This window comes from Pseudovibrio ascidiaceicola (genome assembly GCF_900114245.1).
Lineage (GTDB): Bacteria > Pseudomonadota > Alphaproteobacteria > Rhizobiales > Stappiaceae > Pseudovibrio > Pseudovibrio ascidiaceicola.
In genome coordinates, this window is record NZ_FOSK01000002.1 from 43181 (window position 1) to 66399 (window position 23219).

At 51.3% G+C, this 23219-nt stretch carries 25 protein-coding genes and 2 tRNA genes; 7 read left to right on the forward strand and 20 right to left on the reverse strand.

Going from position 1 to position 23219, the window contains the following annotated elements:
• Positions 1-48: 48 nt before the first annotated feature.
• Positions 49-2526, forward strand: a complete 2478-nt coding sequence (locus tag BM231_RS04430) for a protein kinase domain-containing protein (RefSeq protein ID WP_093517827.1) — start codon at positions 49-51, stop codon at positions 2524-2526.
• A gap of 10 nt (positions 2527-2536) precedes the next feature.
• Here the strand turns inward: BM231_RS04430 and BM231_RS04435 are convergent, their stop codons facing one another.
• Positions 2537-3034 (reverse strand): MarR family winged helix-turn-helix transcriptional regulator, encoded by a 498-nt coding sequence (locus BM231_RS04435; protein ID WP_093517161.1) that lies wholly within the window; start codon positions 3032-3034, stop codon positions 2537-2539.
• A 101-nt stretch (positions 3035-3135) separates the two neighbouring features.
• On the opposite strand from BM231_RS04435, the gene BM231_RS04440 reads away from it, so the two are divergent.
• On the forward strand, positions 3136-3579 hold the full coding sequence (locus tag BM231_RS04440) for a PACE efflux transporter (RefSeq protein WP_093517162.1): 444 nt from the start codon (positions 3136-3138) through the stop codon (positions 3577-3579).
• 75 nt (positions 3580-3654) lie between these two features.
• Here the strand turns inward: BM231_RS04440 and paaE are convergent, their stop codons facing one another.
• The 8 genes from paaE to yacG all read right to left on the reverse strand — a co-directional run bounded on the left by paaE (position 3655) and on the right by yacG (position 10671).
• The gene (gene paaE, locus BM231_RS04445; RefSeq protein ID WP_093517163.1) at positions 3655-4737 is read right to left on the reverse strand and encodes a 1,2-phenylacetyl-CoA epoxidase subunit PaaE; all 1083 of its coding nucleotides are present in this window, start codon (positions 4735-4737) and stop codon (positions 3655-3657) included.
• A 42-nt stretch (positions 4738-4779) separates the two neighbouring features.
• Positions 4780-5289, reverse strand: coding sequence for a 1,2-phenylacetyl-CoA epoxidase subunit PaaD (gene paaD, locus BM231_RS04450; RefSeq protein WP_093517164.1), 510 nt, complete (start codon positions 5287-5289; stop codon positions 4780-4782).
• Positions 5290-5303: 14 nt separating this feature from the next.
• Entirely contained in the window at positions 5304-6062 is a 759-nt protein-coding gene (gene paaC, locus BM231_RS04455) for a 1,2-phenylacetyl-CoA epoxidase subunit PaaC (RefSeq protein ID WP_093517165.1), read from the reverse strand.
• Positions 6063-6069: 7 nt separating this feature from the next.
• Positions 6070-6357: a 1,2-phenylacetyl-CoA epoxidase subunit PaaB gene (paaB, locus tag BM231_RS04460; protein ID WP_054664467.1), complete on the reverse strand. Its 288-nt coding sequence runs from the start codon at positions 6355-6357 to the stop codon at positions 6070-6072.
• Positions 6358-6370: 13 nt separating this feature from the next.
• On the reverse strand, positions 6371-7354 hold the full coding sequence (gene paaA, locus BM231_RS04465; RefSeq protein ID WP_093517166.1) for a 1,2-phenylacetyl-CoA epoxidase subunit PaaA: 984 nt from the start codon (positions 7352-7354) through the stop codon (positions 6371-6373).
• Positions 7355-7483: 129 nt separating this feature from the next.
• Entirely contained in the window at positions 7484-8374 is an 891-nt protein-coding gene (locus BM231_RS04470) for a PaaX family transcriptional regulator (RefSeq protein ID WP_093517829.1), read from the reverse strand.
• A gap of 156 nt (positions 8375-8530) precedes the next feature.
• On the reverse strand, positions 8531-10129 hold the full coding sequence (locus BM231_RS04475; RefSeq protein ID WP_093517167.1) for a bifunctional metallophosphatase/5'-nucleotidase: 1599 nt from the start codon (positions 10127-10129) through the stop codon (positions 8531-8533).
• Between the two features lie 344 nt (positions 10130-10473).
• Positions 10474-10671: a DNA gyrase inhibitor YacG gene (yacG, locus tag BM231_RS04480; RefSeq protein ID WP_063310024.1), complete on the reverse strand. Its 198-nt coding sequence runs from the start codon at positions 10669-10671 to the stop codon at positions 10474-10476.
• Between the two features lie 382 nt (positions 10672-11053).
• Between yacG and BM231_RS04485 the strand changes: the two genes are divergently transcribed.
• On the forward strand, positions 11054-11413 hold the full coding sequence (locus BM231_RS04485) for a hypothetical protein (protein ID WP_057464984.1): 360 nt from the start codon (positions 11054-11056) through the stop codon (positions 11411-11413).
• 17 nt (positions 11414-11430) lie between these two features.
• On the opposite strand, the gene BM231_RS04490 is transcribed toward BM231_RS04485, so the two are convergent.
• From BM231_RS04490 to BM231_RS04525, 8 genes are all read right to left on the reverse strand, one after another.
• Complete coding sequence (locus tag BM231_RS04490; RefSeq protein WP_063310022.1) at positions 11431-12066, reverse strand: Maf family nucleotide pyrophosphatase; 636 nt, start codon at positions 12064-12066, stop codon at positions 11431-11433.
• A 78-nt stretch (positions 12067-12144) separates the two neighbouring features.
• Complete coding sequence (gene infA / locus BM231_RS04495; protein ID WP_008549604.1) at positions 12145-12363, reverse strand: translation initiation factor IF-1; 219 nt, start codon at positions 12361-12363, stop codon at positions 12145-12147.
• A gap of 172 nt (positions 12364-12535) precedes the next feature.
• Positions 12536-12967, reverse strand: a complete 432-nt coding sequence (locus BM231_RS04500) for an arsenate-mycothiol transferase ArsC (protein WP_208860086.1) — start codon at positions 12965-12967, stop codon at positions 12536-12538.
• A 2-nt stretch (positions 12968-12969) separates the two neighbouring features.
• Positions 12970-13479 carry a UPF0262 family protein gene (locus BM231_RS04505; protein ID WP_093517168.1) on the reverse strand — a complete coding sequence of 170 codons (510 nt, stop codon included), beginning with the start codon at positions 13477-13479 and terminating at the stop codon, positions 12970-12972.
• 31 nt (positions 13480-13510) lie between these two features.
• The gene (gene hisD / locus BM231_RS04510) at positions 13511-14806 is read right to left on the reverse strand and encodes a histidinol dehydrogenase (protein ID WP_093517169.1); all 1296 of its coding nucleotides are present in this window, start codon (positions 14804-14806) and stop codon (positions 13511-13513) included.
• A 126-nt stretch (positions 14807-14932) separates the two neighbouring features.
• A complete protein-coding gene (locus tag BM231_RS04515) occupies positions 14933-15379 on the reverse strand; it encodes a DUF2948 family protein (RefSeq protein WP_057464980.1) in 447 nt (148 codons plus the stop codon).
• Between the two features lie 206 nt (positions 15380-15585).
• On the reverse strand, positions 15586-16875 hold the full coding sequence (murA, locus tag BM231_RS04520; RefSeq protein ID WP_063310018.1) for a UDP-N-acetylglucosamine 1-carboxyvinyltransferase: 1290 nt from the start codon (positions 16873-16875) through the stop codon (positions 15586-15588).
• A gap of 304 nt (positions 16876-17179) precedes the next feature.
• Positions 17180-17395, reverse strand: a complete 216-nt coding sequence (locus BM231_RS04525; protein WP_093517170.1) for a hypothetical protein — start codon at positions 17393-17395, stop codon at positions 17180-17182.
• A 190-nt stretch (positions 17396-17585) separates the two neighbouring features.
• Between BM231_RS04525 and BM231_RS04530 the strand changes: the two genes are divergently transcribed.
• From BM231_RS04530 to BM231_RS04545, 3 genes are all read left to right on the forward strand, one after another.
• A tRNA-Thr gene (locus tag BM231_RS04530) sits at positions 17586-17660 on the forward strand.
• A 32-nt stretch (positions 17661-17692) separates the two neighbouring features.
• Positions 17693-17767: transfer RNA gene (locus BM231_RS04535), tRNA-Thr, on the forward strand.
• A 518-nt stretch (positions 17768-18285) separates the two neighbouring features.
• Entirely contained in the window at positions 18286-18468 is a 183-nt protein-coding gene (locus BM231_RS04545) for a hypothetical protein (RefSeq protein ID WP_057464977.1), read from the forward strand.
• 78 nt (positions 18469-18546) lie between these two features.
• On the opposite strand, the gene BM231_RS04550 is transcribed toward BM231_RS04545, so the two are convergent.
• Positions 18547-19056, reverse strand: a complete 510-nt coding sequence (locus BM231_RS04550) for a response regulator (RefSeq protein WP_084403607.1) — start codon at positions 19054-19056, stop codon at positions 18547-18549.
• A 301-nt stretch (positions 19057-19357) separates the two neighbouring features.
• Here BM231_RS04550 and hemA point away from each other — a divergent pair, with 301 nt between their 5' ends.
• The gene (hemA, locus tag BM231_RS04555) at positions 19358-20635 is read left to right on the forward strand and encodes a 5-aminolevulinate synthase (protein ID WP_093517172.1); all 1278 of its coding nucleotides are present in this window, start codon (positions 19358-19360) and stop codon (positions 20633-20635) included.
• Positions 20636-20792: 157 nt separating this feature from the next.
• On the opposite strand, the gene ccoS is transcribed toward hemA, so the two are convergent.
• Positions 20793-20981, reverse strand: coding sequence for a cbb3-type cytochrome oxidase assembly protein CcoS (gene ccoS / locus BM231_RS04560; RefSeq protein WP_063295663.1), 189 nt, complete (start codon positions 20979-20981; stop codon positions 20793-20795).
• A gap of 8 nt (positions 20982-20989) precedes the next feature.
• Entirely contained in the window at positions 20990-23209 is a 2220-nt protein-coding gene (locus BM231_RS04565; RefSeq protein WP_093517173.1) for a cation-translocating P-type ATPase, read from the reverse strand.
• Between the last annotated feature and the right edge of the window lie 10 nt (positions 23210-23219).

The window sequence follows — 23219 nt, forward strand, 5'->3', positions numbered from 1 at the left end:
GTCATAATTGGTCAGTTGATTAAGATTGTCGGCAAGAAGGGCGAGCTTATGGCTCCTGGCAACGATAGGGAACAACAACCCAACGAAAACCCTGCTCCAGACCATGAAAACTGGGTTCAGGCGATGGGGCAAGAGCTCAATCTGCAGTTTGGACCTGACGGTGAAGGTGAGCAGATCCCTGTTGGTGGTCCTGAGAACCAAGTGCGGCCAGAGGTTCGGGTCAATGATGCTGAGGTTCAGCCGCCAGATGCGCCACAAGATCCGCCCGCGCAAGGTATGCCGAATATGCCTCCGCTTGCGGTTCCAATGCAAGATCGCCTCAATGAGCAGCCTAAAGCCGGCAGCCGGATGCAGGTGGAGTATAAAGAAAATGGCACGATGGTCATTGATCCTTACTCTGTGCCCCGCACAATCGCGACAGGCCATGGCGCTGGCTTGGACGGTGTCCGCCACGCGGTTTATGCACCCACCCGATTGTCTACGGATGTTGAAGGCAAAATAACACCACCTCTTCAGGGTGACGCGTTGGCTCAACAGGCCCTTGGGCGTGGTGGTACGGGATATTTGCAAACCTATCCAGATATGGAAGACGCCGTCATCAAGCGCCCTTACAGCTTTGGTGAGGGAGAAAACCAGCAGTTTCTGGGGATGGAGTCCATCATTCACGAGACGACTATCCTATCCGCCCTCGGTGAGTTTGAAGGCGCCAAGGGCGTTGAGAATATCATCAAGGTGAAGGGCTCCGGCGTGACTGGTGATGGTGAGCCTTTCGTGATCATGGAAAACCTTAAGGGGGGCACGCTGGACGATCGCATCGCGAATGAAGGTCTTCCTCCAGCACAACTGGATCAGTTTGCAGAAGGTTTGCTCTCCGGGATTTCCTTTCTGCAAAACCGTAATGTGATCCATCAGGATCTGAAGATCGATAACATCATGTTCCGCGAACAGGACAGTGTTGAACCGGTGATCATCGACTTTAATGCTGCCTCCGCCACAGAAGGTATTGCCGCAACCACAGATGACTACGAAGAATTCCGCTATGAGCGGGATGGTGAGCCGAACATGCAGCCACCAGAGAAACAAGGCAACGAGATTAATCTGGCGAAGATCACCCCCAAAGCAGATTCCTGGACCGGCGGCCTTTGTCTTGCCGCAGCTGTCATTGGCAAGCGAAGCCAGCAACAGCTGGTTCAAGAAGCCAGACTAGCCGGTGAAGATCAGGCAGCGGTTGATGCAGCCCTTGATGCCCGGCTGGGTACGGCACCGGAACACATCAAGGTGGCCATCAAAGGCATGATGCGGGTTGATGTGGCTGAACGTTTGACGGCTGAGCAAGCGCTTGCGCTGATGCAGCAGAACAATCCGAACTTTGTGCCAGAGGAACAGCCGCAACCACAGGTACCTGAGCCAGAACCCCAAGAGCCGGAGCGGGTTTATAACGAAGAGCCCAAGGAAGGCAGCCCTATCCGGGTTCAGAGAAAACGAAATGGCACACTGGTGATTGAGCCGGACAGCGTGCCAACCGGCGTGCAGATGGTGCAGCAGCGCCGAGGACGTGATGCCGGTGCTCGTGGCAATGTTTATGGACCGACACGGCATAGCTTGCGGGTGAACCAGCATGTTCCACCCCCAATCGTGGATGGAAACCATGATCAACCCGGTGTGCTTGCCCATGGCGCCACAGGTGTGCTGCAAGACTTTCCGCATATGGAAAATGCCGTTTTAAAACGACCGAACGCGGTGCAAATTGAAGAGGGAGAACCACTGACTTTCATTGGGGTTCCTCAGATTCTGCGTGAAGCTAAAATCCTGACTGCCCTCTCAGATTTTGATGAGGCGAAGGGCTACGAGAATATTCCGCAGATTAAAGGGACCGGCATCACAGATGAGCAAGAGCCCTTCATGGTGATGGAAAAGCTCAAGGGCGGCAATCTGGCAGAGCGCATACCAGAAGACAAAGGCCTGCCAGAAGAACAGGCCGAGGCCTTTGCCAATGGCCTGCTGAATGGGTTGGACTTTCTGCACAAGCGAAACATCGTTCATCAGGACCTGAAGCCCAACAACATCATGTTCCGTGAGGAAGGTGATGATGTGCCGGTGATCATTGATTACGACCTTGCAACCGCGCATGAAGGTGTTGCGACAGGAACTGGCGATGGCGAGCCCGATGGATTTGATCTGAGCGGTACACCTGACATTATGCCGCCGGAAGCGCGCAACCCCGGCCCCAACAATGAGAACCTGAGTGAGAAGATTGACGCATGGTCTGCTGGTCTTTTGCTGGTGACAGCCGTTGCCGGAAGCTCAGCCTCCGATCTTTTGAAACGAGATCTGATTGACTTCCGCAATGGTGCCAACACAGACTCCACTCAGCTGCGCGTGTTGCTGGAGCGGCACTTAGCGGGTGTTCCGCAAAACATGAAGGAGGCCATCATCGGCTTGCTCAAGCTGAACCCAACAACCCGCCTTTCCGCAGAACAGGCCCTCACCCTGATCAACCACGCCAAGGGTCGTCCGGGCGGATAAGTTTCCTCTCCTACACGCCTAGCTTCACAACCACGTTGAGGAGTGTGTCGCGGAGGGATTGGACTTCTTCTTTGGTGAGGTTCTGGTAGATCACGCGGCGGTCGCCGGCCATCACGCTCTCCATGGCTTTTTCGACAGTGGCTTTCCCCGCCTTTGTTAGACGTACGATCTTGCTGCGTTTGTCGGTGTCGTGGTCAATACGTGTCACGAGACCATCCGCTTCCAGCTGCTTGAGGATTTTGGTCATGCCGCCTGATGTCATCAGCAGAGCGCGGTACAGATCACTCGGGGACATTTCCCATGGCTCAGGACAGCCTCGCAGTGCCACCAGCACCTCAAAAGCGCCATTGGTCAGACCGTAGACTTCCAACTCTTTCGTGCAGTTCTGGTCGAGGATTTCGGCGAACCGGTTCATACTGAGAAACAGCTCTGTTTCAATAGAGACAGCTTCCGGCCAGTTCTGGCGCATTTGCTCAAGGGCTTTGCCCATTGGGTAGGCTTTCGACATGAGATCCTCATCACAGTTTATCGGATTTCTAAATTAAACCTTGCCAGAAAGATAGTTTGAATATATCTATCCAGAAAGCTACTTAGAAAGATAGGTGTGACATGAGAAGTTTCTGGGACAGAGTTCGGCACTCCGTGTTGTTTGAAGGGATCGCCCTTTCAATCGTCGCAGTGTTCGGAAGCTGGATTACGGGTCATTCCCTTGCAGAAATCGGTGTTCTCGGACTGATCATGTCCCTGATCGCCATGGGCTGGAACTTTGTTTACAACTGGCTCTTCGACAATTGGTATGTGGCCAACCGCGGTACCCAGCCAAGAACCATCGCTCTGCGCGTTGTGCACGCCCTTCTGTTTGAGGGCGGACTGCTCGGGTTCGGCATCGTTGTAATCATGTGGTGGTTGCAGATGAATTTCGTTCAGGCATTGTTGCTTGATATCGGCTTTGCGGTGTTCTTCCTGATCTACGCCTTCGTCTACAACTGGGTTTACGATCTGGTGTTCCCGATTCCAGTGCCAAAGCTGTCTGAGAGTGCTCAGCAAGCATAAGAACGCAAAAAAAGCCGGAATAACGCAAATTCCGGCTTTTCCTTTCAAACCAACGCAAACTGGCTGTTTGATAGATCAGATGTCGTCGTAATCGACTGTTACATCATCCGTTTTCGGTCTGGACTGGCAAGTGAGCACGTAGCCTGCCTCAATCTCCCATGGTTCCAGCGAGTAGTTAACGGCCATGTCGACTTTCCCGGAGACCACCTTGGCGCGGCAGGTGCAGCACATTCCGCCCTTACAGGAGAACGGTGCTTCTATGCCCAACCGCAGGGCACCATCAATGATGGTTTCACCCGGCTCCAAAGTGACGTCGTGGCGTGCACCATCAACGATCATGGAGACCTTGGCCTTATGGTCTACAGCGCTGGAATCCTTAGCTTTATGAGCTGCGTGCGGATCACTGCCATCTGCAGGTACAAACAGTTCGTTATGGATGTGCTCCAAAGGAATACCATGGCTTTGGCAGACTTGTTTGGCGGCCTCGATCATGTCACCCGGACCACAAAGGAAGACGTGGTCGATGCTACTCTCGCCAACGGTCTTTGTGATGAATTCCTCAATTTTTTCAGAGGTTAAGCGACCATTGAAGAGGCTCAGTTCCTGCTCTTCACGAGACAAAATATGGTAGACACTCAAACGATCGAGGAAGCGATCCTTCAGGTCATCAAGCTGGTCTTTGAAGATCACACTCTGAGAATTCTTGTTGCCGTAGAACAGGAAGAAATGACTGTTCGGCTCGTCTTCCAGCACAGCTTGCACCATGGACATTATTGGCGTGATGCCAGACCCTGCTGCAAATGCGGCGTAAACCCTTGCATCTTCAGTGGTTCCTCTTGGCAGATTGAAGCGGCCCATTGGGGTCATCACGTCAATCTCATTGCCAACAGAGACATGATCCAGAGCAAAGCTTGAGAAGCGGCCACCCTCCACTTTCTTGATCGCAACGCGGATGTCATCATCCTTGGGAGACGAGCAAATGGAGTAGGATCGGCGTGTATCTTCGCCGTTGATAAATTCGCGCAGGGTGAGGTACTGCCCTGGAATAAAAGAATAATCTGACTTCAAGTCCGCAGGAATCTCAAAGGCGATAGAGACAGCTTCCTCTGTTTCCTGATGGACTGACTTGATCTTCAATCTATGAAACCGTGGCGACATGGTTTCCTCCCTTACATCTACCGGTGCCTTCAGGCGAACGGGTCAGATGCACTTGAAATAGTCAAAAGGCTCGGAGCAATCATTGCAGCGGTAAAGCGCTTTGCAAGCGGTCGAGCCAAACTCGGAAATACGTCTGGTCTTGGCAGAGTTGCACTTGGGGCAACGGACTTGTTCCTCACCAAACAAGGCCCGGCGTGATGCCTTGCCGTTTGGAGGTGCAATGCCGTAAACCCTTAGCTTTTCACGCGCTTTTTCTGTGAGCCAATCGGTGGTCCAGGCTGGAGTGAGGACGGTCTTGACATCCACCCTCTCAAAACCTGCAGAGAGCAAAGCCGCTTCAATATCGAAAGCGAACATGCTCATGGCCGGGCAACCTGTGTAGGTTGGTGTGATGCTCACTTGCACAGAGCCATCAGTCTGCACGTGCACATCGCGCAGAACACCCAGATCCTCAATAGTGAGCACCGGCACTTCGGGATCGGGCACATCGCACACCGCATCCCAGGCCTTTTGGTCCAACTCAGATCTCAGAATTTTCGCTGCAACTGCCATGGGTTAGCTCCCGATCACCACTGGGCTTGCGGGAAAGAGCGCTGCAGATACTGCATTGGCGACAGAATATGTCCCAGATGCTCGCTGTGCTCACCTTTACGGCCACCCGTCTGCATCCAGCTTTCTGTTGGACGTTCCAGATTGGCCCGGACCAGAACCGTGTTCACCGTCTCGTCCCATAAGTGCTTGATAGACATAGGGTCTATGGCAACTTCTTCGGCAACCAACGATGATACAACCTCGTCACACTCAAACATCTCGCCGGTGTACATCCAGAGGAACTCCAGCGCGTTATTGATACGATTGTGGCTTTCCTCGGTGCCGTCGCCCAGACGGATCACCCACTCTGCAGAATGGCGCAGATGGTAGGTTGCTTCCTTTTCTGCCTTTGCGGCCAGACCTGCCAGTTGTTCGTCTTTCGAGCTCATCATTGCTTCCCAGAAAGGAAGCATAAACGCAGAGAAGAGGAACTGGCGCATGATGGCATACGCGAAGTCATCGTTGGGCTGTTCGACAAGCAGAAGGTTGTTGAACTCCCGCTCAACCCTATGGAAACACAGGGCATCTTCGTCACGGCCCTTGCCTTCGATCTGACCTGCGTAGGTGTAGAGCTCGCGGGCGTGACCAATGAGATCGAGCGCGATATTGGTGAGTGCGATGTCTTCTTCCAGATGAGAAGCGTGACCACACCACTCGCCCAGTCGCTGGCTCAGGATTGCGGAATCGTCAGCCAGCCGCATGCAATATGTAAATAGTGCCGTATCTGTCATCATGGCCTCCTTACATATTCGCGACTTCGTCAGGCAACTCATAGAATGTCGGGTGGCGATAGATCTTTGAAGCTGTTGGCTCAAACATCTCGCCCTTCTCGTCCGGATCATTCGCGATGATAGCTGCTGACGGGACAACCCAGATAGACAGCCCTTCTCCGCGGCGTGTGTAAACGTCTCGCGCTGCTTGCAATGCCATTTCCGCATCAGCTGCATGGACAGAACCGGCATGTCTATGGGACATGCCATTGCGTGCTCTGATAAAAACTTCCCAAAGTGGTGTTGCTTGTTCGCTCATGTTCCGCCCTCCCTTAAGCAGCTGATTTCTTTGCGGCTTGCTTTGCAGCGTACGCCTGCGCAGCCTCACGCACCCAGGCACCGTCCTCATGCGCCTTGATGCGGTCTTTCATCCGCTGCTTGTTGCAGATGCCATTGCCTTTAATGGTGTTGTAAAACTCGTCCCAGTCCGGCTCACCATGCTCCCAGTGCCCAGTTTCTTCGTTGAGCTTGAGATCTGGATCCGGCAGAGAAATGCCAAGAACCTTTGCCTGAGGCACAGTGGCATCGACGAACTTTTGACGGAGTTCATCGTTGGTGAAGCGCTTAATCTTCCACTTCATGCTATCAGCTGAGTGCTTGCTGTCCTTGTCGGACGGGCCAAACATCATCAGTGCAGGCCACCAGAGGCGATTGACAGCGTCCTGAACCATCTCCTGCTGCTCCGCTGTGCCTTTCATCATGGCAACCAGAAGATCGTAACCCTGACGCTGGTGGAAGCTCTCTTCCTTACAGATGCGGATCATCGCGCGGGAATAAGGTCCGAAAGAACAGCGACATAGCGGGATCTGGTTCATGATCGCGGCGCCATCGACCAGCCAGCCGACAGCACCAACATCAGCCCAGTTGAGGGTCGGGTAGTTGAAGATGGAAGAGTATTTGGCTTTGCCGCTCAGCAACTGATCGACCAGTTCTTCGCGGGAAACGCCCAGAGTTTCTGCGGCAGAATAGAGGTAGAGGCCATGTCCACCCTCGTCCTGAATCTTGGCGAGCAAGATGGCTTTGCGCTTCAAGGACGGAGCACGCGTCACCCAGTTGCCCTCTGGCAACATGCCAACCACTTCGGAGTGCGCATGCTGAGAGATCTGCCGAACCAACGTCTTGCGATAGGCTGCTGGCATCCAGTCGTTGGGCTCAATCTTCTCTTCACGATCAATGCGAGCTTGAAAAGCAGCAAGCTTCTCTTCGTCCTCAACACCAGCTTCAACAGCCGGGTTGTTCAATGCTTGCGTATACATAGGTAAGGTCCCTCCCAAGAGCACACCAATGTTCGTTTCCGCTTCAATATGTCACAGAATATCATTCTCACAAGTATTTTCTGTAACATTTAAGAGTGCATTTTAGGACAATTCTAAATTCGCTAATGATTACAAAGGTTGGAACCGTTCAAAAAAAGCGGGCTCAGGAGGTGGCAGCGTGCCTTCTGCATTCTTGGCGTTAGAATCAAGCCAGATCTCACCGTGGTCTCTGAGAGTGTTGTAGATGCCTGCTGCAAGCTCTCGTGCAACACTTCCCGCCCACTTTTCTGGCAGGGCTTGCAGAGGCAATTCCGGATCTCTGAGAACCAGTCGCCGAAGGTCATGGATCAGTATGATACGGATGATCAGAGCTGTTTCCGGCGCAATAGGAGCGCGCGCGCCGCACTCAAGAAGCGCTTGCAGGCCGCTGTAGTTCTCAATGAACTCGTGATAGCCCTGTTGCAGGCTTTCCAGATTCCAGGCCTGCCGGGCAAGCTGCACGGCTCTTTCTGGCGGTGCCGTGGATTGCATAAACACGATCTTGTCGGAAGACTTGGGCAGTTGCTGTCCGATGTTTGGTTTGATCAACACGTTCGGTGCAATCACGCCAAAGCCCTGATCTGTCAGATGTTCCCGGCGTTCAGCACGCCCCTCTCCCTCACTCAAAATTGCTGTGATCCAACTGCCATTACCTTTGGCAGGACCACGAGCATAAATGCGGGGCGTTGCCTGATCAAAGGTCTCGCGACCCATTTTGGTCAGGCGATAAAACGAGTTGCGGCCAATGCGTGTGCGCTCCAACCAGCCATCGTTGGCCAGACGAGACATAGCCGTGCGGACCACACCTGAGTTGACCCCAACCATCTGCATGATCTCGGTGATGTTCCCCATCCAGAGCTCAGCACCACGCGGCGCAACGCAATCTCCAAAGATCGAGATGATCATCGACCATGAGCGGATTGGCTTTTGCGCGTGAAAACGATCAATGAGCCTTTGTTGTTCCGTTTCGAGAATGCTCACGTTCACACGCCTTTTGAGATTTTGAAGCTGCATATTTGTAAGGGGTCAATGCGCTTTTGTGCAAGCCTCTGTTTAAAAAGAGCAATAATGAGCAAGACAAAGAAAAGCCGGAGGCGTGTGCCTCCGGCTTAATTTCATCTGCTCAACAAGATCAGCTTATTTTGCAGTTGCGTCAGTGATGCGACCAGCCAGTTTAGGCTCATATGCACCGCCCTGCGCTTTCAGGAAGTCAGCAAGTACGAACTCAAGGCCTGGACCGTAGTCGTATGCATTTTTGCCTTCTGCGGAGAAGATCTTGTAACCGTCACCACCGTTACGAACGTAGTTGTTGGTTGCAAGCTTGTAGACCTTGTCTGCTTCGATTGCAGAACCGTCTTCCAGAGTTACTTCAACAATACGCTCACCAGCAGGCTTGGACGCATCGAAGGTGAACTTCAGACCAGCAACCTGTGGGAAGCGACCAGCGCCTTCTTCGATCTTGGACAAACCGTTTTCCAGAGCGGTTTTGATGAACTTACCTTGAAGTTCAAAAGTCGCCAGAGTGTTCTGGAAAGGAAGAACTGCCAGAGCTTCACCCATGGTTACTTCGCCAGCGTCGATGGAAGCACGCAGACCACCACCGTTGGTGATTGCAATCTGAACACCTTTATCTTTGGTTGCTGCAAGCATAGCGTCAGCTACGAGAACACCCATTTCACACTCACGTGCGCGGCAAGACTTGCGGTCACCATCTACTGGTGCTGCAGTTGCGCCGATAACTTCGGTGCGGATTTCGTCAAGCGGACCAGCAAGTTCTTTGATGCGTGCTTTGATTGCTTCGTTTTCAGCAACCTTTGCATCCATGATGATTGGCTCACCAACGGCTTCAACAACGTCGCCGTTGTCGTCAAACTTCACGTTCAGCTCACCGAGGAACTTACCGTAAGCGTATGCAGATACGATCGCAGTTTTCTTTCCGTCCGGACCTTCAACCCAAGTTGGGTATGGGCCTTCAGCGCGGTCAGAGGTGTTGGACAGGAATGTGTTGGTGTGACCACCAACGATCACGTCGATGCCAGCAACAGCAGCAGCAACTTTCTTGTCAACGTCATAACCGGAGTGAGACAGAACAACGATCTTGTTCACGCCTTCAGCCTGCAGGTTTGCTACCTGAGTGGTTGCTGCCTGGATTGGGTCGAAGAAGTGAACATGCTCACCTGGGCTTGCAAGGTCGCTGGTGTCGTCTGGAGTCAGACCGATCAGGCCGATCTTTTCGCCATCGCGCTCAACAATCGCGGTTGGCATCAGAACGTCAACGAGTTTCGCTTCTTTAGAAACGTCAGCGTTTGCAAGCAGAACAGGGAACTCAACAGCATCCATGAAGCCACGGAGAACTTCTGGGCCATCGTCAAACTCGTGGTTACCGACAGTCATTGCGTCGTAACCAAGAGTGTTCATGAATTCAGCAGCAGCCTTACCTTTGTAGTAAGTGTAGAACAGAGAACCCTGGAACTGGTCACCCCCATCCACGAGGATAGAGTTTTTCGCAGCCGCACGGCGCTCTTTAATTGCTGTTTCCAAACGGGCAGTGCCACCCAAACACTTGCCTTTTGCATCATCCTTTGCGGAACAGTTCGAGTCGTACTTGTTGATTGGCTCAATGCGGGAATGGAAATCATTCGTATGCAAAATGGTCAGATCAAATTCTGCCATAGCCGGCGCGGAAACGCCAAAAGACAACAAAAGCGCAGTTGCGCCCAAGAGATGCTTTTTCATAGGTCTTGCCTTTATTCAATTGCCCCAAGCAATTTAACGAGACGGCTACGCGAGAATCTCTATATCCGCGCAAACCTCCCAAGAACACGCTCGGTACAATTGCCCATAACTGTGACAGGCACAAGACTAAAGGAGATATATTTCGCCATCTAACTGAAAAAAAATTCAGAGCCTGACTTTTTTATCGCGAGCCTTTTTAGCATCCATTACAAGGGGTGGGATTGTTGAGAATCCTTATAATATATCAACTTGTTGGCTCAATAAATCAGAGGTAGAAAACGCCCTAATTTGGTAAAATTTATCGAAAAAACCCTTAGATTCTCGAAATATTTATCCCCAAATGCTCAGTGCAGAATACGTGAATTTTCTAGGTCAGAGATATCAGTTTCAGAGAACTCTTCCTCAACTGCGGGTACGGAATAGTGACCACTCAACCACTTGTTGAGATCCACTTGTTTACACCTGTCTGAGCAAAACGGCTTTGTTGCCTCTTGTGCTGGTTTCTCGCAGATCGGGCATTTTGCTGATGGCTTCTTCATCATCTCTCTCAACTGCTAGTTTTGATCTTCGACGACATGACTGTTCGCCTATCCGGCTCAGCAGAGCATCTGCCAGTGCCTCTAGCCAGAATTACGCAGGACATCAAGAGATAAAAACAGATCATTTTGACGGTTTTGCCGAATTAAGAGTAACGATGCGTCACCCACCTCTTCACAACTGGAAATTATCTCCTAAATTTAAGGTGTTAAACAGTTTAGGTGCAAACAACTTTGCAGCGATTAAAGTTCAGACTAATATTACTCACAGGCAGGCACTTTTGAACATGTGCGTATCCTTATTCGAAAACCAGAACCACTTTTCAGGGATACGCTCTGAGTTCTGTATGAGTTTGAGAGTATCTCGCGAAAACCGGGGAAGCGTATAATGAACAATGAAGTTTCTTGGATTCTAACAGCGCACCTGGCCACCGCAGAACCAAAAGTCTTTGAAGGACTGATGGTGGAGATGGTGAAAGCAGTCCAGCAGATGCAGGGTGATACCACAGCCTATGTCTGGTACCTGAGTGAAGATGGTCAATCCTGCGAGATTTTTACGAGCTTTAAGGACAGCAATTCGGCAATGCTGCACCTGACGTGGTTCTCCAACACATATGCAAAGCAGTTTATGGACACACTGCACCCGACAGGTATGACAGTTTACGGCAAGCCAACACAGGAGCTGCGCAACGCGCTCGCAAGCCTATCACCACGGTACGTGCAAACTGTGGGTGGGTTCGCGCGTTAGCTTTAGCCTTCTCCTGCCTATGCAGCAGGAACGGCGTCTTCGTCCCATGTCTTTTGAGTTGGATAGCCAGCTGACTGCAAGAGGCTTGCGGTCTCCAGTAGAGGCAAACCGACAACACTTGGGTAAGACCCGATCACACGTGCGATAAACGCACCAGCAAGGCCCTGAATAGCGTAGCCGCCTGCTTTGCCACGCCACTCCCCTGAGGCGAGGTACTTTTCCGTGTCATGAGAAGACAGACGACGGAACCTCACACGGGTTTCAACCAGTTTTGTGCGAACCACACCATCAGGCATGTTCACGCAAACGCCGGTGTAAACCTTGTGCATGCGACCAGAAAGCAGTTGAAGGCAGACACTTGCCTGCTCCTTGCTCTCGGCCTTTGGCAGGATGCGGCGACCAACTGCAACAACCGTGTCAGACCCCAGGATGAGGGAATGCGCTTTTTCGTCATCCCGGTCGATCAGAACACGTGCAGCGGCGGCTTTGCCGCGTGCAAGTCTTTGAGCCAGCGCGCGCGGGCTTTCCCCACGCACAGGCGTCTCATCAATGTCTGCGGGCAAGAGGAATTCCGGTTCTATACCAATCTGCTGAAGCAACGCCAGACGACGTGGTGACCCGGAGGCCAATACTAACGGCAGTTCTTTGGTCATATGCCAGTTCCCCGATAAATTTACAGACCAGAGCTCAACTAAGGCAGGTTCATCATGAACCCGCGCTCAGTGGATCGCTTATTTGTAGCGATAGGTGATACGACCCTTTGTCAGGTCATATGGTGTCATTTCCACGAGCACTTTATCGCCAGCCAGAACGCGAATACGGTTTTTACGCATACGACCAGCAGTGTGAGCGATAATTTCGTGATCGTTTTCAAGTTTCACACGAAAAGTCGCATTAGGAAGGAGTTCGACGACGACGCCTGGAAACTCCAGCATTTCTTCTTTAGCCATTAGGATTCCTGATTTGTTAAATGGAATTTTCGCGGAACCTACCGGATAACTCGTCAAAAGTGAACAGGCTACCACCATTTCTTGGAGGGCAGTTTCACGAGTTTTACCGCATATTCCATGTTTTGGGGTGGAAAACACATGCAAAGGCCACGCGTAGAGCATTTTCAGCAGCTTATTGCATACGTTGTTCTATCTTTCTCTTAAGCGTATCACGCACCGCTCTGTACGCATCCATGATCTGTGAACGGCTTCCTGTGGCTACCGTTGGATCGATCGTTGGCCAGTACTCAACATCCACATGCTGCGTACGTGTCAGCTCCAATGCCTTATGATGTGCTTCCGGCGCGAGTGTAACGATAAGATCGAACCCGTCCTCAGCCAGATCCTCAAATGTCTTGGGATGGTGATTGCTCAGGTCCATCCCAAGTTCATCCATAACAGAATCGACAAACGGATCACGTTCGCCTGCAAAGACGCCACAGGAGCGTGTATAGACCTGTTTGGGATAGAGCAGCTGGGTCAGCCCCTCTGCCATCGGAGAGCGTACGGCGTTCATTCTGCAGATAAACAGGATGGAACTTGGCCGTGACATAAACTCGGCCATACTTACCCCCGGTGCTGCAAGGCGCAAATGAGCGTAAACAGTCGTCGGGCGGTTTGATGGTCGATGGTGATTTTCCCTTTCAGGCGTTCTTCCAATATGCAGGCCCCGTCGTCATGCAGTCCACGACGCCCCATATCGATTGCTTCAATCTGCTTGGGAGAGGCACTACGAATTGCATCGTAGTAACTCTCACAGATCATGAAGTAGTCTTTAATGATCTTCCTAAAAGGGGTGAGCGAGAGGATATGGGTTGCTATTTCGCTTCCCATTTCATCGCGGATTCCCAATACAAGCTTGCGCTTGATCATAGCAAGATCCAGTCGGTACGGGCCCTGATCGGGCCCGACCGGAGAAAACATGTTTTCCTCGACCAGATCAAAGATCGCAATTTTTCGCTCCCGCTCGACGTCTTTGTCGGCGCGCACAATAGAATCCGGATCAAGGACCACCTCAAAAAGGCGTTCTATTCCTTGTTGTCTCTGTTCTTCGTTTACAGGGACTTCCTTGTGCATCAAGCGATCTTTTCCTTACTGGATCAGTTAACTAGTGGTTTAAGCGGATGGAGACTGAACGTCCATGCGCCTGCAGGCCTTCCACTTCTGCCAGCATGACGGCTGCGGGGCCGATCTGTGCCAGATTTTCCGGGTTACAGCGCAGAAGCGAGGTTCTCTTCACGAACTCCAGCGTAGAAAGGCCAGAGGAGAAACGGGCCGAGCGAGCTGTCGGCAGCACATGGTTTGAACCGCCCACATAATCGCCGATCGCTTCTGGAGTGTAACGCCCAACAAAGACAGCACCAGCATTTCTCATTTTTGGCAGCAGCGCATCAGGGTCATCAACACACAGTTCAAGATGTTCCGGTGCAAAACGGTTGGAGAGCACCATAGCGTCATCCAAATTGTCGACGGTGATGATCGCGCCGAAATCATTCCAGCTCTGACGCGCAACATCTGCACGTGGCAGCGTGGTGAGCTGACGCTCAACGGCCTCTTCTACAGCTCCCGCCAACTCTTCGCTATCCGTGATGAGAATGGACTGTGCCACCGGATCATGCTCTGCCTGAGAGAGCAGATCGACGGCGACCCAGTCCGGGTTGTTATCTTTGTCAGCTACAACGAGGATTTCGGATGGGCCGGCGATCATGTCGATGCCGACAGTTCCGAATACACGGCGCTTTGCTGCTGAAACGTATGCGTTGCCAGGGCCAACAATCTTGGAGACCGGTGCAATCGTTTCTGTGCCGTATGCCAGTGCACCAACAGCCTGAGCGCCGCCTACGCGGTAGATCTCGGAGACGCCGGACATCTTAGCTGCAGCCAACACGAGTGGGTTGAGCACATCATCAGGGCTTGGAACCACCATTACGATCCGTTCAACGCCAGCCACTTTCGCAGGGACAACGTTCATAAGGACGGAGGATGGATAGCTGGCAAGACCACCGGGGACATAAACACCAACGGCTTCCACTGCAGTCCAGATGGCACCCAGCTCTACGCCGATGGCGTCTTTGTAGGTGTAGCTTTCAGGCAGCTGCTTTTGATGGTGGGAACGAATACGATCATGGGCAAGCTGCAAGGCTTCCAGTGTTTCAGCAGGGATTTGCGCAACAGCTGCCTCAATCTCTGCTTCAGTTACTTTCAGCTCGTCCATAGATTTGGCCGACATGCGGTCAAATTTATTGGTGTACTCGAGCACAGCCGCATCACCGCGCAACTCAACATCCCGCAGGATGTCGCGCACGATATGATCCACATCCTCTGAAGTTTCCCGCTTGCTTCCAAGCAGGGCACGGATTTCTTCTTCGAAACCTTCAGACTTTGAGGAGAGCTTAATCGCCACGTTATCGTTCCCAATTTACTATAGTTCCCGGGACTGTTTTTCCCGAGATGATGTCAGATTTTTAGAGATGCAGTCCAAGCCTTCAGGTTGTGTCGGGATTTTACGAAACTATCCCGCGCTTTCCAACTAGCCTTCTAGGTCATGTTCAGGTCTGCTTTCAGTTTCCCAAACGGAGCCCAGATCTGCCAGTTGTGCTTCGATGCACTCAATATTTGCTGCAATAGCAGCCCCACCGGAAAACTCAAGCTTCAACTGACCCGCTGGTGCATTTGTCTCTTCAAACAGCACACAGAGCAAAGACAGGACCATGTCTTTGTTTGTCTGGTTGATTTTCTGAGCTTTGACTGCATCAACCCGAGAAACAGAAAGAACGGAGCGTGCGCGCATTCTTCTTTTCTGGTTGTTTTCGTCTGTTTCCCAAAGGTATCGGTTCATAGTCAGCACCAGGCGGCGCTCGGCAGGTAAGTACTTGATATCTGCGAGTTTCAGAACACTGTCCTGCACCATGGAAGAGATGATCTGCAAATCTTCCTGATCCAGCGCCATCAGCTTCATTGGTTTTACCTGTTCCATATTGATCCCTTGCAGATTTTCCTAGCCTCGCGCACCGTATATAGCGCAAGACATCCTTACTATTACAACAATTTACAGAAAAACATCTATGAATGAACGGAGCAGATTTCAAGCATGAAGGTGTGATCCAGTTTCTTTGAGAAAATCTCCATGAAAAAACCCGGACTGAAAAACAGACCGGGTTTAAATCTTTTGCTTCAGTTTTGTTAGGCCGAGATACGCTCGATCACGGCACCGCAGCGCGACAGCTTCTCTTCCAGCCGTTCAAAGCCGCGATCAAGGTGATAGACACGGCTGACCGTCGTTTCGCCTTCTGCTGCCAAACCAGCGATGACGAGAGAAACAGATGCGCGAAGGTCTGTTGCCATGACCTGAGCGCCGCGCAGGGTTTCAACACCCTCAACAGAAGCCACCTGCCCGTCCAGTGTGATCTTGGCGCCAAGACGTGCCAGTTCCTGAACGTGCATGAAACGGTTTTCGAAGATGTTCTCAGTGATCTTGCTCACACCTTTGGAGCGGGTCATGAGCGCCATGAACTGTGCTTGCAAATCTGTTGGGAAACCCGGGAAAGGCTCAGTGGAAACGTCTACCGGGCTGATACCAGCTCCGTTACGTTTAATTTTGAGACCCATATTGGTTTCAGTGATTTCTGTGCCGGTCTGGCGCAGGACATCCAATGCACCTTCGAGAAGATCGCCGCGTGCGCCTTCCAGAGTTACTTCACCGCCCGTCATCGCCACGGCCATGGCATAGGTGCCGGTTTCGATGCGGTCAGGAATAACTGGATGGCGGTGTGCACCCAGACTGTCTACGCCCTGAATATGGATCGTATCCGTGCCTGCGCCTTCGATCTTTGCGCCCATACCGATCAGACAGTTTGCAAGATCTGTGACTTCTGGTTCCTGAGCGGCGTTTTCAATCACGCTTTCGCCCTTGGCCAATGTCGCAGCCATCATGACTGTATGTGTTGCACCTACAGAGATTTTCGGGAAGACAACCCGGCCACCCTTCAGACCGCCTTTGGCATCTGCCTGAACATAGCCGCGATCCATCTCAATATCAGCGCCAAGTGCTTTCAGACCATCGATAAAGAAGTCAACCGGACGGGTACCGATTGCACAACCGCCTGGCAGAGACACACGAGCTGTATGCATACGTGCGAGCAGTGGACCGATGACCCAGAAGCTTGCACGCATTTTGGACACGAGCTCATATGGAGCAGTTGTGTCGACGATGTTGCTGGCATTCAGGTGAACAGTTTGACCGGTCATTGTATCCTGACCAGCCCGTTTCCCGTCGACCGAATAGTCTACTCCGTGGTTGGAGAGAATCTGAGTGAGAAGTGCGACATCACGCAAGCGGGGCACATTCTCAAGGGTCAACGTATCTTCGCAGAGCAGTGACGCGATCATCAAAGGCAGCGCAGCATTCTTCGCGCCTGAGATCGGAATAACACCATTAAGCTGATTGCCACCAACAATACGAATTTTGTCCATACTTCTATAACCCCAATAAAGCCCGCGGCGGGAAACACAAATTTGAAGAAGAATTGATCGTGTCCACTAACATCAGGGCTGTGGCATAAGCAAGGCAGCGCTTCTGCCTAGTTTCTTCCCCAACGGTTTTCCCCAATAGATCCTGCTGATATTTCGCATTAGCAAGACTTACAAGGACCGCAATATCCTACTCCGCCCAAAACCTGCAGTTTTCGGCGAGATTTCCATATATTTCCAATTTAGCGATAAATGCTAGATTTTTACTTAACGCCCTCGCTATTGGGTAGAGCGCATACAGCAATCTCTAGTCTTCGTCAGTGCTCTTCTTAGCAGCCTGTTTTCTACGACGTAGGTTGGCACGTAAGGCTTCGGCCAAACGATCTGCTTTTGGGTCGCTTTTTGGCTTTGCTGCGGACTTTAACTGGTTGCCCGTCGTTTCGGTTTTCTTTGAATCTGTCATGCTCAACAGGTACACGAGGACGGGATTGAAGCCAAGTGCCCTAATATACGACAAGTGCATGGCAATGCTCTCATTTCGCTGTGTTATTCAGTTTCCACAGAACTGCCAATAAAACCCCTTGCAGGTTTAAAAGGGTTATGACATAAGCCTCCTCGTTCCGAGGGCACTTCCTGCGGAGCACTTACCTCGTTGCAAAATACGCTGGTTTGGAAGATATGAGAAGCGCTTAAGTGCTTCATATTTATGCGATGCTGCCGTAGCTCAGGGGTAGAGCACTCCCTTGGTAAGGGAGAGGTCGAGAGTTCAAATCTCTCCGGCAGCACCATTCTTCTAACAGCACTGCACAAATTTCGGCGCGCTGCCGTAGCTCAGGGGTAGAGCACTCCCTTGGTAAGGGAGAGGTCGAGAGTTCAAATCTCTCCGGCAGCACCATTCTTCTTCACAATTGATCATTTCACTGAACTGCATCAGGCATATCGCATTCTTGCTGTGAAATCTGATTTTAAAAAATCAAAGAATTTTAGAACAATTTACAACTCTGCCGTGAGCCTTCTCTGTCGCACAGACTTTTCTGAGGGCGAGTAATCGCACTTATCAACGGTAATCCATCGATAATCCAAAGCAGCCGCGAAACAAACAAACTCACCTGAACACATAAATATCAGCTCAATGAAATAAAATTCCACGTCATTGAGCTGAGCCTCACCTGCCCTTGCGGCACTGTGTCTGAGATACAACGTGCCACAATTCGACCAAATTTCATCTTGGAGTTGGTTTACATGTGGCGGGAGTCCTGCGACGTTTCTGTGGTCTTGGGGGCGTATTGGGGTAGTTTTCCAACCAACCGTTTTGCGGATCGGGGAAGAGGGTATGCCGCCCAAGCGCACCTGCATGAGCTCTCGTGCAAGTGTCCGCTGATATTCATTTTGTTGGAGTTTCAGGAGGTAAAAATGGATCAGGCAGTCATCGACGCAGATGTCCCAACAGCAGCACACGGAAAGTTTTCCGAAGCAGAGTTACAGATGCTTCGCTATCAACTTGAAGAAGCAGAGTTCGCCAAACTCATCCGATTGGTATCCAGTCTTCCATCAGAAAAATGGGACCAGGCAATCAAGGCCCTCTCCGCTCTGTAGGCGTCACGGGTGATCCACCTTGGGGGCAGCTCGACGCTTCCAAGGAGGTATTGCATGTTTGATTACGGATAAGAGAGCTCAGACCATGGTGGCTGAGTTTGCTTCGCCAATCATGCTATTTCCGTCCCAGTTCTTCTTGTGTCCGCGGACTTCACGCGGTGCGGGGCCGAAGTAACCTGCTGTTTTCACAAAATCTCTTGGCTGAAGAATAATTGAGGCAATGCGCTGATAGAGCGACTTGGCGGAGATTGGCTTACACAGCAACTCGTGAATGCCCAATTTTCTGGCCTCAATAATGCGACTGCGCTCAGTATGAGCTGTGACCATAATAATTGGGATATAAGCGTACGGATTATTCTGGGTACGGATCATGCGTACCATGTCTGCACCATCGAGAATTGGCATAACCCAGTCGAGAATCAGGATATCCGGATTAGCGCGATCCATCGCTTCCAGACCAGAAGCCCCGTCTTCCGCTTCGACGATTTTCCGGGCCCCAAAACTCTGAAGCATTGTACGCAGGATTGTGCGCATGTAAGCGCTGTCTTCAACCACCAAAAACGATAAGGATGAGAGGTCTATACTCACGCAGTCATGCCCCGGTCACTTGACGTAACCCAATTAAATTAGAACAGAAATTCAGTTATTAGTTACAAGGTGTGGCAGAGAACAAAACAAATTGCAAGACTGCCCAATTATAGTTCTATGTCAAAGACTATGTCTGCGATATATATAGGCTGATATGCGTTAGGTGAAAATATCCTTTGATAAATCCGCAATTCCATGGACCGCGTCAATGTGTCCTTCGACAGGGATAAGGATTATCGCTAAGTTTAGGCTAACTCTAAAGTATCGCCAAATAATACCGCCGCAATATAAGGGGCAAAAAATGGACTACCAAAATATCTTCAATGAAGCGATTGCTTCTTTGAAGGATGAAAAACGGTACCGCGTATTTGCTAATCTCGAACGCATTGCAGGGCGTCACCCACACGCTCTCTGGCGTAAAGAAAATCAAAACCTCCGTGAAATCGTCATTTGGTGTTCAAACGACTACCTCGGGATGGGCCAACACCCTAAAGTTATTGATGCCATGACGGAAACCGTTCAGCGTATGGGAGCAGGCGCAGGCGGCACGCGTAACATCTCAGGCACGAACTACCCTCTGGTACAGCTTGAAGAAGAACTTGCTGATTTGCATGGCAAAGAAGGTGCCCTCGTCTTTTCCAGCGGTTTTGTTTCCAACGAAGCGTCCATTTCAACAATTGCAAAATTGCTTCCTGATTGCCTGATCCTGTCTGACCAGCTGAACCACGCTTCCATGATTGCGGGTGTTCGCGGCGCAGGAACTTCCAAGCAAGTATGGCGACATAATGATCTTGAGCACCTTGAAGACCTGCTCAAATCTGCTGGAAACGACCGCGCAAAACTGATCGTGTTTGAATCCGTGTACTCCATGGATGGCGATATCGCACCGATCGAGCGCATTTGTGATCTTGCCGACAAGTACAATGCAATGACCTACATCGATGAAGTGCATGCTGTTGGCATGTACGGTCCACGCGGCGCAGGTATTGCTGAGCGCGATAATGTTATGGATCGCATCGACATCATTGAAGGTACTCTAGCGAAAGCATTTGGTGTGATGGGCGGTTACATCACCGCTTCTCAGACCATCATTGATGCGGTTCGCTCTTATGCTCCGGGCTTTATCTTCACAACTGCTATTCCGCCAGGACTTGCTGCGGCTGCAACAGCTTCCATCAAGCACCTAAAAGAATCCGGCGTAGAGCGTGAAGGCCAACAACGTCAGGCACAGCGCACGAAAGACGTGTTGAAAGCGGCAGGTCTTCCTGTGATGCCTTCTGACACGCACATCATTCCGGTGCTTGTTGCTGATCCTGATCTGTGTAAGCAGGCAACCGACCTTTTGCTGGATAAGCATGGCATTTACATTCAGCCAATCAACTATCCAACAGTTCCACGCGGTACAGAACGTTTGCGCATCACTCCGGGTCCAGTTCACAACGATGCTCTGATTGACCACCTGCGTGATGCTCTGGTGGATGTATGGCAGACGCTTGAGTTGCCATTCACCGATGCTCCAGCTGAAGAAGATCTGGATGCTGCGCAAGGTCAGGCTGTTTATCAGTTTGCAGGCGGCTAAAAACCACTTCAATTCATTGCAAAAAGGCCGGCATATTTGCCGGCCTTTTTTGTTAGCTACATTGGCGCATAGAAAAAGGCTTGAAGCGGATCGCTTACAAGCCTCTCATCTCGTTATGCTTTTCGCTAAATACAACTAGTAACGACCAGATATCTACTCAGGAAACCTTGCGTTTCGCAGCTTCTACAGGTGCACTATTTTCCTGCAAGTCACCATCATCCAGGATGCGCCATTTAGGCCCTTCCATGTCATCATACTGGCCAGAACGCAAGGACCACAAGAACGCTACCAAACCTGCGCCACCAAGAAACAACGCAATCGGAATGAGGTAGATTAAGACTTCCATAGTTCTGTTCAGGCCTCCGAATTGGGCTGAGTAGATGAGCCTGCGAGCATTCTCAGGCGTACAGCATTGAGCGTAACAATAATGGAAGAACCCGACATAGCCAAGGCTGCAACAAGAGGTGTGACAAAACCTAGCACCGCAAACGGTACTGCAATCATATTATAGACAACAGAAATGGCGAGATTTTGATTCATCACCCAGCGCGCTTTCTTCGAGATTGTCAGCGCACTCATGACAGGCGCAAGGCTATCTCCAAGGAAAACGGCATCTGCTGCTGCCTGACTGACGTGAACAGCAGAGACAGGTGAGATGGATACGTTTGCTGCGGCGAGCGATGGCGCATCATTGAGACCATCACCAACCATCAGAACCTTCTTGCCTTGTGCTTTCAGTTCTTCGATATGGTCGATCTTGTCTTGAGGCTTCATAGCAGCTTGCCAGGTTTCAACGCCAAGTACCCGTGCTGCATGTTCTACGGCGCCTTTATGGTCACCACTGAAGATTTCAATTGTGAAGCCCGCAGTTTTGAGCTTCTGGATCGTGTCAGTTGCCCCTTCCCTCATAAATTGGCCAACAGGCAGCAACTGTGCTGCTTTATCTCCCGATTGGAAGGCCACAAAGGAAGCATCGGGTTGTAGTATTTTCGCCTGCTCAAGCTGCTCGTCAGAAACACCGCAAAACGCCGGAGAACCTAGCTTAGCAGGCACGCCATCAATGATAGCTTCAACCCCTTTGCCCGCACTCTCCTTTGCATCCAGCAACGCTTGTTGTGCGCCGGTGGCTCTTGCTATGGCCTGCGACAGTGGATGTGACGAGGACAGAGCAAGACGACCAGCCAGCTCCAGTTGGTCTGCTGAAAGGTCATGTTTTTCTGAGAGTGAGGTTTCTGGCAGTGTCAGTGTGCCAGTTTTGTCGAACACGATGGTATCAACTGTCGCCAGACGCTCAATCGCATCACCAGCATTCAGCAGAACTCTCTCGTTAAAGAACAAACCACTTGCAACAACTTGAACTGCGGGTATCGCCAGTCCCAGAGCACATGGGCATGTGATGATGAGTACAGAGATTGCGATGACCAAAGCTGGTTGCCATGCCATACCAAGCATGATCCAGCCCACGAGTGTCAGAAGCGCAGCGGCGTGAACAACTGGCGCGTAAAGCTGTGAGGCGCGATCTGCTATATGAACGTACTTGGAGCGACCTTCCATGGCCGTTTCCAGAAGTCTGTTCACTTCATCAAGCAATGTGCCTTTGGCTGCGGCTGTTACCTCAATCTCCAACACGCCGTAGGTGTTCATGGTACCTGCGTAGACAAGGTCCCCTTCCCCAACGGGCTGCAAGAGGGTTTCACCTGTCACCAAACTCTGATCGACTTCTGATGTGCCCGTCGAGATTTTGCCATCAACGGAAATGCGTTCACCGGCTCTGACCAAAACGCGATCACCGACGGACAACTTTGACAGAGGTACATCGAGTGCACTGCCGTCCTCTTGTATCTTTGCAGCGCTCTCAGCTTTCAAAGTCGCGAGGTTTTCAGCAAAAGAACGCGTTTTTCTGCGCATGAGATGATCGCAATAACGCCCGACAAGCAGGAAGAACAGCAGCATCACCGCGCTATCAAAATAAGCGTGTTCGGCTTCCTGAACAGTTTGCCACATGGACAGACCAGTTGCGAGCAACACACCGATCGTGATCGGCACGTCCATGTTCAAACGACCTGTTTTCACTGCCATATAGGCACTGCGAAAGAAAATGCGGCCAGAGTAAACGACGGTCGGCAATGCAATGAGTGCGGAAATCCAGTGGAAGAAAGACCGGGTCTCTGGATCAATATCCGATGCGTTACCAGACCAGATTGAGATGGATAGCAGCATGATATTCATTGCTGCAAAGCCAGAAATAGCCAGCGCCCGCAAGATCTCCTTGCCGACGGCATCGCCACGCGACTTCACCTGCGCAGGATCAAAAGGATACGCTTTATAGCCCAGCCTTTGGAGAAGATCGACAATAGGAGATGGGTTGGTCTTTTCGCCATCCCAGTCAACTGAGAGACGATGGGATGATAGGTTCACGCGTGCTTTTTCTACGCCATCCAACTTCTGGAGGCCGCGCTCAATTTCGTACATACATGCAGCACACGTAATACCGTCAACGGCAAGGTCCATATGAGCCTTGCCATCGTCGGTGTTTGTTACGAATGCCGCCCAATCCCTTTCAGGCGCAGACATGCTATTACCG

Coding starts and splice junctions, on each gene's coding strand:
- BM231_RS04430 (WP_093517827.1), top strand. CDS start 49: ATGGCTCCTGGCAACGATAGGGAACAACAACCCAACGAAAACCCTGCT.
- BM231_RS04505 (WP_093517168.1), bottom strand. CDS start 13,479: ATGCACAAGGAAGTCCCTGTAAACGAAGAACAGAGACAACAAGGAATA.
- yacG (WP_063310024.1), bottom strand. CDS start 10,671: ATGATGAAGAAGCCATCAGCAAAATGCCCGATCTGCGAGAAACCAGCA.
- paaA (WP_093517166.1), bottom strand. CDS start 7,354: ATGTATACGCAAGCATTGAACAACCCGGCTGTTGAAGCTGGTGTTGAG.
- BM231_RS04435 (WP_093517161.1), bottom strand. CDS start 3,034: ATGTCGAAAGCCTACCCAATGGGCAAAGCCCTTGAGCAAATGCGCCAG.
- BM231_RS04440 (WP_093517162.1), top strand. CDS start 3,136: ATGAGAAGTTTCTGGGACAGAGTTCGGCACTCCGTGTTGTTTGAAGGG.
- infA (WP_008549604.1), bottom strand. CDS start 12,363: ATGGCTAAAGAAGAAATGCTGGAGTTTCCAGGCGTCGTCGTCGAACTC.
- BM231_RS04565 (WP_093517173.1), bottom strand. CDS start 23,209: ATGTCTGCGCCTGAAAGGGATTGGGCGGCATTCGTAACAAACACCGAC.
- BM231_RS04515 (WP_057464980.1), bottom strand. CDS start 15,379: ATGGAACAGGTAAAACCAATGAAGCTGATGGCGCTGGATCAGGAAGAT.
- BM231_RS04485 (WP_057464984.1), top strand. CDS start 11,054: ATGAACAATGAAGTTTCTTGGATTCTAACAGCGCACCTGGCCACCGCA.
- paaB (WP_054664467.1), bottom strand. CDS start 6,357: ATGAGCGAACAAGCAACACCACTTTGGGAAGTTTTTATCAGAGCACGC.
- BM231_RS04475 (WP_093517167.1), bottom strand. CDS start 10,129: ATGAAAAAGCATCTCTTGGGCGCAACTGCGCTTTTGTTGTCTTTTGGC.
- murA (WP_063310018.1), bottom strand. CDS start 16,875: ATGGACAAAATTCGTATTGTTGGTGGCAATCAGCTTAATGGTGTTATT.
- hemA (WP_093517172.1), top strand. CDS start 19,358: ATGGACTACCAAAATATCTTCAATGAAGCGATTGCTTCTTTGAAGGAT.
- BM231_RS04525 (WP_093517170.1), bottom strand. CDS start 17,395: ATGCACTTGTCGTATATTAGGGCACTTGGCTTCAATCCCGTCCTCGTG.
- BM231_RS04490 (WP_063310022.1), bottom strand. CDS start 12,066: ATGACCAAAGAACTGCCGTTAGTATTGGCCTCCGGGTCACCACGTCGT.
- paaC (WP_093517165.1), bottom strand. CDS start 6,062: ATGATGACAGATACGGCACTATTTACATATTGCATGCGGCTGGCTGAC.
- paaD (WP_093517164.1), bottom strand. CDS start 5,289: ATGGCAGTTGCAGCGAAAATTCTGAGATCTGAGTTGGACCAAAAGGCC.
- ccoS (WP_063295663.1), bottom strand. CDS start 20,981: ATGGAAGTCTTAATCTACCTCATTCCGATTGCGTTGTTTCTTGGTGGC.
- paaE (WP_093517163.1), bottom strand. CDS start 4,737: ATGTCGCCACGGTTTCATAGATTGAAGATCAAGTCAGTCCATCAGGAA.
- BM231_RS04545 (WP_057464977.1), top strand. CDS start 18,286: ATGGATCAGGCAGTCATCGACGCAGATGTCCCAACAGCAGCACACGGA.
- BM231_RS04500 (WP_208860086.1), bottom strand. CDS start 12,967: ATGGCCGAGTTTATGTCACGGCCAAGTTCCATCCTGTTTATCTGCAGA.